This window comes from Dialister succinatiphilus, assembly GCF_928721695.1.
In the GTDB taxonomy this organism is placed as follows: Bacteria; Bacillota; Negativicutes; order Veillonellales; family Dialisteraceae; genus Dialister; species Dialister succinatiphilus.
Window position 1 is genome coordinate 804,051 of the sequence record NZ_OV788641.1, and the last position, 13,969, is coordinate 818,019.

Genomic DNA, 13,969 nt, shown 5'->3' on the forward strand with positions numbered 1-13,969 from the left:
GCATTCCCCCTTTGGTGGCTGGCGCCACCAACTTCCCCCCACTTCGTGGTGGGACTATGGATGCTTAGCCATGGAGCCATGTCTCTACAGGAAAGCATAGAGCGGCCTATTCTGCCCCCTGAACAGGGAGAAGTCCGGCGAAGCCGGATAGGGGGAGGCAAGCGCAGCGAGCCAATCCGCAGAATGCCTATCATAACGTATGACACAGAAAGGTGAATACGTAACGCTGACTTTATACTCATCGCCCAAAGGGGCGATACCATCACCCTCTGAACCCTTTGAACCTTTTGAACCCGAGCGCCGAAAGGCGCTTGAACCCTCAAGCCCTAAAAGGGCTTGTCAAAGGGCCGCCGAGCGGCCCCATTTGTTTCACGTGAAACATTTCTAAAAAACGCAGCCCGTCTCTATGACGCGCTGCGTTTTTATCAATAGTTTCCAGGCAGGAAGTAGGTAGGATCCACGGCGTCGCCGTTAATCCTGACTTCATAGTGGCAGTGGGGACCAGTGCTGTTTCCTGTGCTGCCGGCCAGGGCGATGACGGTGCCCTGTTCCACTTCCTGTCCCACGGACACAAGAAGGGCGGAGTTATGGCCGTAGCGGGTAACAAGGCCGCCATCGTGTTTGATTTCTACCAGGTTGCCATAGCCTCCCACCCAGCCGGCCTGGGTTACCACGCCGGAGGCGGTGGCTTCGATGGGACTGCCGTAATCGACAGCAATATCAATGCCTTCATGGTAGGTAGATCCGATGCCGCCGGGGCTTGACCGGAAACCGTAGGTACTGGAAATGGTGCCTTTTACCGGCCACATGTCGGGGGTGGTGGAAGAGGTATGGAGGAGCGGAGCCTGCATGCCATAGGTTTCATTAATCAGCTTTTCCCGAAGGACGATCATGGTTTTGATCTGGCTGTCCAGCCGTTTATCCAGCTTCCTCATGCTGCTCAGCAGCTGGCCGGGGGTGGAAATTTCACCGTCTCCATCCTCTGCTCCATTGTCATGTTCCGAGGCCTTTACGTCCCTTGCTTTATCGGGCACCGTAGAAGCACCGCCCTGGCCGCCTTCACCAGAAGCAGAAATATTCTGTCCTGCGCCGTTGTTATTGGCTTTAATCATATCCTGCAGCTGGGAGGACAGTTTTTCAATGGTTTTCGTCTTATCGGACAGGGCGGTCATTTTTTCTTCCGCCATTTTCAGCTGGTTCTTATAGAGCTCATTTTCGCTCTTCAGGGAGTTCATGGAAACAGCGGCATACACCGCTGTGCCCAGGCTCAAGACGAAAACAGCCGCACCTGCCAGGGATAGGATTTTCAGTTTTTTGATTTCTTTGTCTGTAAAGGAGAAGGTCACTTCTCCTGTGTCTTTATTCAGTGTTTTTTTCATGGATTACCTTTTATCTGAAATCAACTGCCGGAAGTATCCCCATATTCCGGAGGTTACATGGTAGACTTCGGGTACCTTAAGGTATTCCCGATTACATGAGGCTCATAGGATTCATAAGACAGCGGATTGCCGTCAAAGGCGCGCTGCCCTGTGCATCAAAGTTTTTACAGATGCCCCTTCCTTGCGGAAATGCATCTTTGTTACGGAGGCTTTTACCGACCCTTAGCGGTATCGATCTTATGCTGCTGGGGTTTGGATTCCGGAGAAGCAGGGGCCATCTGATTTCCTGCTTCTTCTGCCATATCGGGCATCAGGGTATCCAGAGCGATATTGATACTTTCCGCTTCTTCTGAAGAAAGGGCTTCCCGGCACTGGCCGTTCACTACTTTCTTGGCGTAAATGCGGGAGGTATCATGACCGGCCAGGGAAGACAGGATGAAGCCGTTATTCTTCCCGTCCAGCACGGTGAGGGAGAAGGACAGCTTGTCTCCCGTATCATCGAAGGCATCATAGCGCACCAGGCCCACCTTCTGGAAGGACTGGAGCTGCATGGTGGCCAGCAGTTCCTGCTGATGAAGCATATTTTCAGAGGAAGCCACCATTTCCCGAAGCTCCCTGACTTCGGTAGACAGTTTCAGCTCAATGGAACCGCCATCTTCGCCGTTCATGAAATATTTATATTTCTTGGCCAGACGGTTCAGTTTATTTCTAAGCAGCACATACTGCAGAAGAATAAAAAGGAAAACTACAATGACTACGCCGATAGCGGCATACATGAATACATTGGGATTGATCATATTCGCAGAAACTCCACCTATCTTGACTTATGATTCTGATTCAGAATATCGGCAATGCGCTGAAATTCCTCGTCATTGCTGAAAGAAATGGAAATGGTGCCTTTGTGGGCATTTTTTCCTTTTCCTATTCGTATACGTACTTTGGATCCTACAGAAAGACCCAGCTTTTCTTCCACCGCCTTCATAAAGGTTTCAGCCGGCGGCGGATTGTCTTTTGGCTTCGATTCCCTGCCCTGCCGGATGATTTCTTCCACCCGCCGGGCCGAGAGTCCTTCTTTCACAATGCGGCGGGCCAGCTGCACTTTTTCCGCATCGCTTCCAAGCCCCAGAAGAGGCCTTGCCTGGCCGGCAGTGAGCTGTCCTTTGGAAAGGAAATCCTTCACTTCCTCCGGCAGTCCCAGAAGACGCACCATGTTGGCCACATAGGGCCGGCTCTTTCCCACCTTCCGGGAAATGTCTTCCTGGGTAAGACCGTAGTCGTCCATGAGCTTCTGGTATGCCAGGCCTTCATCCACAGGATTCAAATCCTCCCGCTGCAGGTTTTCCACCAGTGCCATTTCCGCCATGGACCGGTCATCATAGTCCTGGGTCACGGCAGGAATAGTCTCAAGGCCTGCCAGTTTGGCCGCACGCCAGCGTCTTTCGCCGGCTGCCAGCTCATAGGTGCCGTTTTTCTTCTGCCTCACCACCACCGGCTGGATGAGACCGTTTTCCTTAATGGACTCCGCCAGCGCCGTGAGGGATTCCTTCGGGAAATCCCGTCTGGGCTGCCAGGGATTGGGGGAAATGTCACGGACAGCAATTTCCATCACCCTGCCTGTATCATCCAGGGCATCTCCCAGAAGCTCGCCGAGGCCCCGTCCCAATTTTTTCTTATTCACGTTTTAAAACCTCCCGACTCAGCTTCTTATAGGCTTCTGCACCCTTGGACTTGGGGGCATAGGTCAGCACCGGCTCTCCGAAACTGGGCGCCTCCGACAGCTTCACTGTCCGGGGAATCACCGTCCGGAACACCTTGGAACCGAAATATTTCTTCACTTCCTCCGCCACCTGGAGGGACAGGTTCGTCCGGCCGTCAAACATGGTGAGAAGGATGCCCAGAATATGGAGACGGGGATTCATCCTGCGGGAAACCACCTGCACCGTCTTCACCAGCTGGGACAGCCCTTCCAGGGCATAGAACTCCGCCTGGATGGGAATGATAATGGAATCGGAAGCCACCAGGGCATTCAGCGTCATGAGCCCCAGAGAAGGAGGACAGTCGATGATGATGTAATCATACTGCTCCCGGAGCGGCTCGATTTTCCGCTTCAGAAGAGACTCCCGCTCCGCAAGCGGCGCGATTTCGATTTCCGCCCCTGCCAGATCAATGGATGCCGGCAGCAGATGGAGCTTGCGGATGGCGGTCTTCACCACCGCCTCCTCAGGAGAGGTATCATTCAGCAGTACATCATACAAACTTTTGTCAAAGGTCACAGACCTGCTGAGACCACTGGTCGAATTTCCCTGCGAATCTTCGTCGATAAGAAGAGTCTTCTTCCCCTTGTCTGCCAGGTACGCCGACAGATTCACCGCCGTGGTAGTCTTCCCTACCCCGCCCTTCTGGTTGATGATGCTGATGATAGTTCCCATGGTCTTTTCCTTTCATAGATAGTCCTTTATATTATAGCATAAAAAGGGGTAAAGGGACCCTTGATTTCGTAAGGAAATATGAGTTTCCTTATGAAATCAGGGTTCAAAAGGTGCAGTAAGTCAATAAAAAATCATTCCGTTGTCTGCTGTATTCCCGAAGGGGCCTTCGCCTCCGGCGAAGAGGGGCATATGGCATCCATCGGGGCTTTTGCTCCTCGGTGCCAAGGGTTATGGCCGCTGCCGCGGCAGGTTGTGGATTGGTAGGACAATGGGCCATATATACGATAAAATAACTTTTTCCTGTGTCCATCAAGGAAGTCTAACTATATAAGGAGACTGATGACGCAGCATTGGAAAAAATACATAGGAAATTCGATTCTGCGAATGAATCAGTGTTTCCCTAAGCAGCAGAACACTTCATTTGGCCCCTTGAGCGCAGCGAACACAACCCTTTTATACAACCTGCCGCGTCAGCGGCGCCCCTTTGAACTTTATGACCCATGGGCCCGTCTCCAGAAGTGACCTCATCGCGATTTGACAAACTCTTTCATCTCTGATACTCTCACTATAGAAATAATTCTATTTATCACAGGAGTTCAGATATCTTATGGAAAAAATTTACATTGATACCGCCAAAATCCTGAAGGCCATTTCCGATCCCAAAAGGCTGAAAATCGTGGATATGCTTTCCTGCCGGGAACAGTGCGCCTGCAAGCTGCAGAAAGCCTTTGCCATTACCCAGCCCACCCTGTCCCACGACATGAAGGTGCTGGTGGAGTCAGGGCTCATCATTGACCGCCGGGACGGCAAGAATATTTTCTATTCCCTCAATCCCGAAGCCTTAAAGGAATTCCACACCATTATGGGCGAGATTTTCAAAAATAAGCTGCACTGCGTCTGCGACGGCCATGACAGCCATGAAAGAAAAGCCGCCGGACAGCCGTAAAGAACGGTTTTCTCAAACCTTCATGCCATCCTTTCATAAAGAATGACAGAACTTAAAAACCTTTCCATTTCCTTCCCATAAAAGGAATTTTCCTTTTTTTACAGAAAAAAAGAAATATTTCCCCGGGAAATCTTCTGTTTATCATGAAAAAGTGGTAAACTATATAAGGAAATAGCAATGGTTCGTTGCTATAAATTGGTCGTAGAGGTGATAAACATGGCAGAAGTAACTGAAAAAAGTATTGTTGTGTGCGGCGTTGATAAATACGCTGTAGCAGATCTGAAGCGTGTTTACGGCAGCGTAACATACCAGGGTGCAGAATATATTTTCCTGCAGTTCCCGGTAGTTGGCGACACAGTCAGAGAATATCGTCCGGACAGCTATACCACAGCTATTCAGCTGGGCGATGAAATTTTCGATGGCCAGACTTTCCATTATCATGTAACCCTCACTTATGACGGACATGTAAGAGAAGTGGCTTATCTCGGTCTTGATGATGCAGGCAGACCGGATACTGTGGATATCGAAGCCTGAAACCAATGAAAAAAGTCCCCGGAGAAATCCGGGGATTTTTTTATGCTATAGAGTCATGGGGGTAGAGGCATATGTGCAGAGCGGCTGTATTCCCGAAGGTTGACGCCCGCTTCCGCGGGCGAGGGTTGAGGCAGCCGCCGGGCCTGTCGGCCCTGGGCTGCCAGGGTTCTGCCTGTGATCGGCTTCGCCTTACAGGCGGGTTGAGGGCTCCGCCCTCGGGAGGTATGAAGTACTGTGGAGGTCCTGCATAGGACCTCCAAGTCAGCCAAAGTAGGCCCTTATCCTGCCCATTAAAGGGCTTACCTATTGGTTAGCTGACCGTGCCCGCTGGCGAGGTACGGCGCCTTCGGCGCCATTTTATATGCCGCCTTTGGCGGCGAAGCACCACGGTCGGCCGACTAAGCGGAAAACCCTTTTATGGGCAGGCTAAGGGAGGGCTTCGGCCGACTTGCACATCCTATGCAGGATGTGCACATCAACCTTCGGGAATACAGCTGCCCGTCACCCATGACTCTACAGCCCGTAATCCTTTGTTCCTGGTATCTTCTTTATCCGGATTCCCGGAAGAATAAAAATCACACTGGCTATGAGACCCACAAAGAGAGGCTCCACCGGAAGACCCATAAAGACAGACAGAAGAGCGGCCAGGGTACTTCCGGCCATGGAAATCACGGCCCAGGTCTTTGTCAGGTGCCCGGGAAGGAAAACAGCCAGGGTGAAGGGGATGAAAATGCCGCCGCCGCGAAGGGCCATGGAGAGATAGTTCCAGAAAAGCACTTCCGAGCCCCTGTTGGCAATGGAAATGAGGCAGGCCAGAATCATGACTGCCAGTACCGTCAATTTCGTCACCTTCAGCAGCTTCAGATCATCGGTGATTTTTGTGATGGGCATGATGATATCATGGGAAATCATGGTGCCGATGCCCAAAGACAGGCCGCCGATGCTGCCGATGAGGGAAAGAAGGATGCCGCCCATGGCCAGACCGCCGATGAGGGTGGAGCTGTGATTAATCAGATAAGACGGGAGAACCAGAATCGGTGATACGTTTGGATCAAAGGCATGCATGTACATGCCGATGGCCACGCTGGGAAGACCTACAGGAATGACAATGAGGGCTGCCGCAAAGCATCCGAAGGCCGCCGTCACCGGTGTACTGGCAGAGAAGATGCACTGGATATAAGTCTGGGTGCAGAGAACCCCTACAATCACGGAAAACAGATTCGCCATGGAAAGCTCGAAGCCCCGGCCGAAAAGGTCCATGTCCACGGCTGGAAGAGAAGCCCATTCCGAAGTGCCGTAGAGAGATTCCATGGCTTCGAAGCCTGCCACAAAAAGGGACAACCAGATAATGACCATTTTCAATATGCCCCCTACCGCCGCACTCTTCATGCCGCCGAAAAAGGTATATCCAATGACCATGACAATGAGAAGCACCGATGAAATCACAGGATCCAGCCCTGATAGACTGGAAATGATTTCAATACCCGGCAGACAGCTGGCCACGGCGGAAAAAAGAATGCCAATGGATGAAATCACGGAAGAAAGCTCCTCCGCCTTCTTTCCATAATTGAGAGACAGAAACTGGGGAATAGTTTCCAGCCCCGTGCCCCTCATGCGGCGGGCATAGAAAAGTCCCATCAGAATAAAGGCAATCCCGCTTCCCAGCGTAAACCACCAGGCAGAGAGACCGAAATTAAAAGCCAGCTGCGCCGTACCGATGGTAGCGCCGCCGCCTACCACGGTGCCCGCAATACTGCCTGCCACCAGAGGCACCCCGGCGCTCCTGCCGCCTACACTGTAGCCGGCAGCGGACTTGATGGACCGGGAATGATAAATACCGATGCCGATGACCAGGGCCACCGTGAAGAGGATAATCACAGCATGCATGGTTGTAAGATTCATAATCCTATCCTTCTTTCCATGAATCTTCAAAAAACTTTTTAAAAGCATTATAGCAGAACAGGTTAGCTATGAACAGGAAAAAATGACTTTTCATAACCATTTTTTCTTTTGCAGGAGAAGAAGGTATAATGGAAATACAGGGGACGCCCGCTCCGCGGGCGGGGGTTCTTAAGGTTCTCAGGTTTGACAGCTGCCTTTGGCGGCTGAGGGTTGTGGATTGCCCTTCAGGCAATGAGTATAAATGCCGCCTGTCAGCGGACAGCGGTTAGCCTTTTCTTTGTCCCTTGGGCTGTCGCCCTTCATGTTTTCGGGAATACATCCCGGCACTGCTTCCCGCCGACTGGTATGCAGCATCATTCCCTTACTTACGATTCTTACCGAGATCCTTCGCCTGCGGCTCAGTATTCTGGTCATAGGTCAAGTCTTTTTTTTGAAGAAATTTATTATTTTTTCTTAAAAAAGTGTAACCTTAACACACCACCGGGTAAATTGATTTTTTCGAATATATTCCGGCGTTCGATCTTTCTATTCCAACGTTACCATTACTTTGTTATCGGAATACAGCTGATGTTTATCCAGTAATGTAAAGATCAGCCGGACGATCTTTCGAGCAACGAGATTGAGTGCGGCCCTGTATGGAAATAGGGTCTTACGACTGCGAATACGTTCATATGCCTCGCGATATTTAGCGCTGTAGTTTATGATCTGTCCTGTAGCTAAGAGCACATAATAGCGGAGATACACATCACCGGCTTTTGACAGATGCTTAACCGGGCTTTCTGATTGACCGGATTGCTTTCCTCTCCAGGTTAATCCTATGTATTTAGCTAGGGCATCATCGGTTTTGAACCGCTTGATATCGCCAATTTCCGCTAGGAGCCCTCCGGCTATGACTGGTCCGACGCCGTCGATTGACAGCAGGATCTGATATGAGTCGCTTGAAAAACTTTTGGCCATTGTCTCAATGGACTTGTCCAATTTCTTTATTGCAGCCTCAAGAGAGTGTATAATGAAAAAGGACACGGATAATCCCGAAGTCAGTGGCTCATAAACCCTTTTGTCCAACCGATAGGAATTGCGGGCTGCCTTCTTCACTTTTTCGACGACATCTAAAGGATGGGAAAATCTTCCGTGTCCTTTTTCTGTGATGAAATTGAGCAGTTCCTCATCGGACAGACTGAGGATTTCATCAGGGCCCTGAAAGGTTGTCAGCAGCTCCTGGCAGGTGGTGGTCCATACATTACAAAAGGGATTCTCTCCTGTCATAAGTCCGCTGCATTCAAGGTAGATGCTGTTTCCGGTCGAGTTCTTCACTATTCCCATGAGTTTGGCGATGCGGAATCTCAAACGTGTAAGTACCCGCAAGCCAAGCAGTTCTGGCCCTTTCCAAGGGCGTGACCGGATTTTGTTGGAACGCGCATAATCGGCAATAACCATGGCATCGACATAGTCGTCTTTCCCTACATCCGTAAAAGTTTTCTTGTAAGCATGAATCTCTTTGGGATTAACGGAATAGACGATGGCTGGGATGTGTCCGTTAAAATGTGCAACGGACAGAAATGTTGCCAGGTGAAAAGAATAAACCGAAGTAGCCTCTAACGCAATGACAACCTGTATGACATCAGGATAGAATTTCAAGAAGTCACTGACTTTTTCGACAATTCCTACAGATCCAGCAGGAGTGTTAGGAGCGGAAAAACGCAGATGCGCGTGCCCAGGATGGTCCTCAGGGGAAAAAGGCATCGCATGCACAACGTTCTCTTTCATCGAAACGTCTATACCAACAAACAAAGAATGGAGTAATTCATATTGTTTCATAATCGCACCTCCTTCCTGGCAACATTCATGAAATAGGAGAAGGAATCCTGATCTCAAACTCCCTCTAAAATCTCGTTAATAGGCAATCACCCGTGGAGGTAAATCGTTTACTGGAAGAAGCTCCGCCCGGGGCCGCAAATTCTGAAGTAGGCAGAATGGGAGAAAGAGCCAGGCGAGAATACTGAGCTGGCGGTAGAACCGCAGGATGACTTGGTCGTCTTCTGAGCTATTCCATGTTACTTTCATCGTAGCACCAGGATTCCCTACCCATCAAGATGGGCAATGGAAGTATTTGACTTCATGCCCTACACATACTATACGAGGATGACAGTGGCAGGCGGGAATCGGACAGCCGACAGCTGCCCCCCCTGTCCCACTATCTCACCAGCCAACTAGCTCACTAGATCACTAGATCACTAGATCACTAGATCACTAAATCACAAAGGAGCATCCCATGTATAAAGCAGTTATTTTTGATATGGACGGTACCATTTTAAATACCATCGGCGACCTCACTGCCGCTTCCAACTATGCCCTTGAGAAAATGGGGAAGCGCCATGATTTCCCGGAGGAGAAAATCAAGCTCTGTTTCGGATGCGGCATTGATGCGGACATGGAGAAGGTGCTGGCCCTGGAAGGGGGATGCCCGGAGGAGGAGCTGGAATACATAGGCAGTTCCATCGCCTTTTCCCGCTATCACTTTACGGAAGAAGATGTGAAGAGGCTGAAGAGTTTTTTCGTGCCCCGCTATACCGCCCACTGCCGGGAAAAGACGGCGCCCTACGAAGGCATACCGGAGGTGCTTTCTGCCCTTCGGAGCCATGGCATTCTGACGGCTGTGGCTTCCAATAAGGATGACCGGGATGTGCAGGTGCTGGTACGCGCCCTTTTCCCCCGCCTCTTTGACCGGGCCATGGGCAATCATAAGGAAATCCGGCGCAAGCCGGCGCCGGATATGGTACTGGCCATTCTGAAGGACCTTCATGTTTCTCCGGCCCAGGCTGTGTATATCGGCGATTCGGAAGTGGATCTGGAAACAGCGAAAAACGCAGGGCTTCCCTGTATTTCCGTGGACTGGGGCTTCCGCACCCGTCCCTTCCTCCTTTCCCACGGAGCCAGGGTGATCGTCTCGTCCCCCAGAGAACTGATTCCTCTCTTGATGGGATAAATAAAGGGGTTCCGAAGGTTTAAAGAGAAAGGTTGACGGCCCTTTGGGCCGAAGGTTCTTAAGGTTCTAAAGTTTGACAGCGGCCTTTGGCCGCTGAGGGTTGTGGTACCGCCCATAGGGGCGATGAATTTTATATACCGCCCTTGGCGGTATGGGCTCGCTTCGCTCCCCTGCAAATCCAGTTTCTTTGCCACCCCTGAGGGGCGCTATGGATGATTCCCATAGATTCATATATCCGGACTGCAGTCAGCCAAACTTCCGCCTCCTTTTCACCGACCATCAGTTATCATTTTTTCTCACTTCCCCGGAAAGCACGTAACGTTGATTATATACTCATTGCCCCAAAGGGGCGATACCACAACCCTCGGCCCGCAGGGGCCGTCAAACCTCCGAACCCTCCGGCCGGAGGGCCGGTCAATCTTAAGAACCTTTTTCCAAATAAAAAATCCCTGTGAAACCATCTGATTTCACAGGAATTTTTATTTCTCATCCATTATTTATGTTCGAAAATATCCACGCGCCGTCCATCGGCTCCGCTTCCATCTTCCGAACCTTTCACCATGGCCACCAGTTTGGAAGCATCCACACCATGGTCCAGGGCGTACTGTTTCACGCTGTCAATGCGGCGGGCAGAGAGATCCCTGTTATAGTCGGCACTGCCGGTAGCATCAGCACGGCCTACCAGTTTGAAGGTATGGCCCGTTTCTTTCGCCTTTTCCACGAAAGCGTCCAGGTTTGCCTTCTGGGCATCGTCAAGGGCCGCAGAATCGCTCTTGAAATGAATGCTGTTGAAGTAGTAATCATTTTCCGGAGCTTTCACCGGCGTATCAGCCGGTACTTCCTGGGTGTCCGCCTTTCCTGCAGCAGGCTTCACAGTCACCGTGGACGGTTCCGTTTCTTCTTCAAAATCGTAGTTCTTTTCTTCTTCCACAGGCTGCAGGGTTTCATTGCTGCCGCCGAAGCGGTAGGACAGGCCTGCCAGGAAGCCCTTGTAGGAAACATTATGGTCATCGTCGCCCCGGGTATTGAGGTAGCGATAGCCGGCGTTGAGGTCTACATTCTTGTCCACCGCCAGGTTCACTCCCGCTTCCCACAGGGAGGTGGATTCGGTGCCTACAGCGCCTTTGGCGTATACATCCACCACATCATTCACCGGCTGCCGGGCAATGATACCCAGCTGGGCAATGTTATTGGTAGTCTCAGAAGAACCGAAAGCGCGATCCGGGAAGTCCTTCATGGAAATCCGGTTCCAGCCGGCAAAGGCAGCCACCTGGGGATGGAGGGAATACAGGGCATTCACTTCGTTCATATTGCCATTGGTATGGTCCGTATGAAGGCCGGTGTACTGATACTGGGCAGCCCAGCGGTCATTGATGCCATAGGTCAGGCCGCCAAGGAAATTCCATTCTCCGTCTGATTTATAACCATTGGAATGGGCGGAAGCATCCCACATGCCCACATTCACTTCCGTTTCTCCCTTCTGGAAGGAAGTCTGGGGAGAGGCATAGGCCGCACCGGAAATGGAGGCCGCCAGGGCCATCATAAGAAGTATCTTTTTCATATCATTCACCTCACGAATTGACACATTCATGGATTCAGTCTTATGGATATTATATCATATGGGGACACGCCCTGTCGGGCGTGAGGGTTGACGGGACTTCGTCCCGAGGGTTCTAAAGGTTCTTAAGTTTGACGGCCCTTCGGGCCGAGGGTTGTGGTGGCGGCTTCGCCGCAAGTAAAAAAGGGGGCGCGGCTGGCGCCGCAGGTTGTGTAGAAGGGTTGTGGAAAAAGGTTCTTAAGATGGATGGGTCTTCGACCCAAGGGTTCTTAAGTTTGACGGCCCTTCGGGCCGAGGGTTGTGGATTGCCGCTCTGCGGTGCACAGCGAACACATTTTGAAGGAGCGATAGCGACGCGCAAAATGTAGTGAGTCGTTTCCCCTTTAGGGGGCAATGCTTATAAAGTCAGCGTTACGGGATTTACTTTCAGTGTCATATGGTATGATAAGCATTCTGCGGATTGGCTCGCTGCGCTCGCCTCCCCCTTTCCGGCTGCGCCGGACTGCCCCCTGTTCAGGGGGCAGAATAGGTTTCTATGCTTTCCTGCAGAGACATGGCTCCATGGCTAAGCATCCATAGTCCCACCACGAAGTGGTGGCAAGGGAACTGGATTCGCAAGGAGCCGTAGGCGACTGAGAATCAAGTGACACGCTTCCCAGCGGGGCGGAAAGGTGGTGGCGCCAGCCACCAAAGGGGGATGCATTTCCAACGCCCGCAGGGCGGTTGTAAAGGTTTTATCATAAGAGGGCGCCTTCTATCAATTAAAAGGCGCCCTCCTCGCCAGCGGGTACGGTCAGCCAACCAATAGGTAAGCCCTTTAATGGGCAGGCTAAGGGCCTACTTTGGCTAACTTGGAGGTCCTATGCAGGACCTCCACAGTACTATATACCTCCCGAGGGCGGAGCCCTCAACCCGCCTGTAAGGCGAAGCCGATCACAGGCAGAACCCTGGCAACCCAGGGCCGAAAGGCCCGGCAGCTGGCTCAACCCTCACGCCCGTAAGGGCGTGTCAACCTTCGGGAATACTGGAAAGCACCGCCCAGGTCCCGGTCCCGAAAAGCGGCTTTAAACCTTCGGGAATCCTGTTTTTCTATAAATCGTCTATTCCTTCTGCAGTACGTCTTCCATTTCTTCGATCATGCCCACATTGCCGCTTTCGATGAGCTTTCTGAATTCTTCCAGCTGTTCCCTGATTTCCTTTGACATTTCCGGAAATTTCGGCGCAATGTCCTTCAGTGCCCGGATGACGATCTGGGAGACCACATAGCGGGTGTACCATTTGTTGTCTGCCGGCACAATGTACCAAGGCGCTTCTTCGGTAGAGGTGGCGGATATCATTTCGCTGTACAGTTCCTGGTACCGGTCCCAGTACCGTCTTTCATTGATATCAGCCATGGAAAATTTCCAGTTTTTCTTTTTGTTCAGAATCCGCTGGGCCAGGCGGTCCCGCTGTTCGTTTTTCGATACATGAAGGAAAATCTTAATCATGTGGAATCCATTTTCCCACAGGTACCGTTCCCAGTCCCGGATCTGGCGGTAGCGGATATCCCAGATATTTTTCGTAATCAGGTTCTTCGGCAGCTTTCCCTGGTGGATGAGGTCATGCACCCGGGTCACCACCACATCTTCGTAGTGGGAGCGGTTGAAAATACCGATATCCCCCCGCCGGGGCAGGGCTTTATTGATGCGCCACATGTAGTCGTGGTCTTTTTCTTCGCTGGTGGGCTGCTTGAAGGACACCACGTGGACACCGTTGGGGTCCAGATGGGAAAAGACATGACGGATAGTACCGTCCTTGCCGGCGGCATCCATGGCCTGGAGGACGATGATGAGGCCGTAGGTGCTCTGGGCATAGAGCTTGGCCTGCAGCAGGTTCAGCTCCTCCAGTGCTTTGGGAAAGGCACTCATTTTGACCGATTCCTTATCCACATTCACATCGCAGGCCGTAGGGAATTTCTTCAGATTGATTTTCTCCCCTTCCCTGGCCCGATAGCGGTCAATATCGATTTTTACAGGGCCGTCATATTTCTTTTCCGGCACAGATTCCTGATTCCCCTGATTTTCCATAATGGTTTCTCTCCTTGTAATCCTATGATGCGAAAATAATTGATCAGTAAAAGCTGTTTTCCCTTGGAATATGGCATCGGCCGCCATGTCTCCTCCACTCCCTGAGTGGAGAAAACGCAGCCTTTCTATGCAGCCTGCCCCACCAGCGGCGCCCTTTTTGCCTTCGGGA

The 13,969-nt window shown here is 51.4% G+C and carries 11 protein-coding genes; 3 read left to right on the forward strand and 8 right to left on the reverse strand.

The features are described from left to right. Window positions 1-425: 425 nt before the first annotated feature. From NW747_RS03420 to NW747_RS03435, 4 genes are all read right to left on the reverse strand, one after another. The gene (locus NW747_RS03420; protein WP_273188017.1) at window positions 426-1,379 is read right to left on the reverse strand and encodes a M23 family metallopeptidase; all 954 of its coding nucleotides are present in this window, start codon (window positions 1,377-1,379) and stop codon (window positions 426-428) included. A 212-nt stretch (window positions 1,380-1,591) separates the two neighbouring features. After that, complete coding sequence (locus NW747_RS03425) at window positions 1,592-2,176, reverse strand: DUF4446 family protein (protein WP_273097320.1); 585 nt, start codon at window positions 2,174-2,176, stop codon at window positions 1,592-1,594. A 17-nt stretch (window positions 2,177-2,193) separates the two neighbouring features. Continuing rightward, window positions 2,194-3,057, reverse strand: coding sequence for a ParB/RepB/Spo0J family partition protein (locus NW747_RS03430; protein WP_273188018.1), 864 nt, complete (start codon window positions 3,055-3,057; stop codon window positions 2,194-2,196). Then, window positions 3,050-3,808 (reverse strand): ParA family protein, encoded by a 759-nt coding sequence (locus tag NW747_RS03435; RefSeq protein ID WP_008859532.1) that lies wholly within the window; start codon window positions 3,806-3,808, stop codon window positions 3,050-3,052. The genes NW747_RS03430 and NW747_RS03435 overlap by 8 nt, the downstream gene beginning before the upstream one ends. Before the next feature lie 607 nt (window positions 3,809-4,415). Here NW747_RS03435 and NW747_RS03440 point away from each other — a divergent pair. Beyond that, window positions 4,416-4,754, forward strand: coding sequence for an ArsR/SmtB family transcription factor (locus tag NW747_RS03440; RefSeq protein WP_273188019.1), 339 nt, complete (start codon window positions 4,416-4,418; stop codon window positions 4,752-4,754). Window positions 4,755-4,970: 216 nt separating this feature from the next. Further along, a complete protein-coding gene (locus NW747_RS03445; protein WP_232217322.1) occupies window positions 4,971-5,288 on the forward strand; it encodes a glycyl-tRNA synthetase in 318 nt (105 codons plus the stop codon). 513 nt (window positions 5,289-5,801) lie between these two features. Here the strand turns inward: NW747_RS03445 and NW747_RS03450 are convergent. After that, a complete protein-coding gene (locus NW747_RS03450) occupies window positions 5,802-7,190 on the reverse strand; it encodes a sodium:solute symporter family protein (protein ID WP_273188020.1) in 1,389 nt (462 codons plus the stop codon). Between the two features lie 525 nt (window positions 7,191-7,715). Further along, window positions 7,716-9,008 carry an IS110 family RNA-guided transposase gene (locus NW747_RS03455; protein WP_273186860.1) on the reverse strand — a complete coding sequence of 431 codons (1,293 nt, stop codon included), beginning with the start codon at window positions 9,006-9,008 and terminating at the stop codon, window positions 7,716-7,718. Window positions 9,009-9,462: 454 nt separating this feature from the next. Here NW747_RS03455 and NW747_RS03460 point away from each other — a divergent pair, with 454 nt between their 5' ends. Continuing rightward, entirely contained in the window at window positions 9,463-10,176 is a 714-nt protein-coding gene (locus NW747_RS03460; protein ID WP_273188021.1) for an HAD family hydrolase, read from the forward strand. Window positions 10,177-10,669: 493 nt separating this feature from the next. Here the strand turns inward: NW747_RS03460 and NW747_RS03465 are convergent, their stop codons facing one another. Beyond that, entirely contained in the window at window positions 10,670-11,737 is a 1,068-nt protein-coding gene (locus tag NW747_RS03465; protein WP_273188022.1) for an OmpA family protein, read from the reverse strand. A gap of 1,097 nt (window positions 11,738-12,834) precedes the next feature. Continuing rightward, the gene (locus NW747_RS03470; RefSeq protein ID WP_273188023.1) at window positions 12,835-13,800 is read right to left on the reverse strand and encodes a polyphosphate kinase 2 family protein; all 966 of its coding nucleotides are present in this window, start codon (window positions 13,798-13,800) and stop codon (window positions 12,835-12,837) included. Window positions 13,801-13,969: the final 169 nt, after the last annotated feature.

Excerpts from the sequence above, each read along its gene's own strand:
- NW747_RS03420 (WP_273188017.1), bottom strand. The coding sequence starts at position 1,379 with ATGAAAAAAACACTGAATAAAGACACAGGAGAAGTGACCTTCTCCTTT.
- NW747_RS03425 (WP_273097320.1), bottom strand. The coding sequence starts at position 2,176 with ATGATCAATCCCAATGTATTCATGTATGCCGCTATCGGCGTAGTCATT.
- NW747_RS03435 (WP_008859532.1), bottom strand. The coding sequence starts at position 3,808 with ATGGGAACTATCATCAGCATCATCAACCAGAAGGGCGGGGTAGGGAAG.
- NW747_RS03440 (WP_273188019.1), top strand. The coding sequence starts at position 4,416 with ATGGAAAAAATTTACATTGATACCGCCAAAATCCTGAAGGCCATTTCC.
- NW747_RS03445 (WP_232217322.1), top strand. The coding sequence starts at position 4,971 with ATGGCAGAAGTAACTGAAAAAAGTATTGTTGTGTGCGGCGTTGATAAA.
- NW747_RS03450 (WP_273188020.1), bottom strand. The coding sequence starts at position 7,190 with ATGAATCTTACAACCATGCATGCTGTGATTATCCTCTTCACGGTGGCC.
- NW747_RS03455 (WP_273186860.1), bottom strand. The coding sequence starts at position 9,008 with ATGAAACAATATGAATTACTCCATTCTTTGTTTGTTGGTATAGACGTT.
- NW747_RS03460 (WP_273188021.1), top strand. The coding sequence starts at position 9,463 with ATGTATAAAGCAGTTATTTTTGATATGGACGGTACCATTTTAAATACC.
- NW747_RS03465 (WP_273188022.1), bottom strand. The coding sequence starts at position 11,737 with ATGAAAAAGATACTTCTTATGATGGCCCTGGCGGCCTCCATTTCCGGT.
- NW747_RS03470 (WP_273188023.1), bottom strand. The coding sequence starts at position 13,800 with ATGGAAAATCAGGGGAATCAGGAATCTGTGCCGGAAAAGAAATATGAC.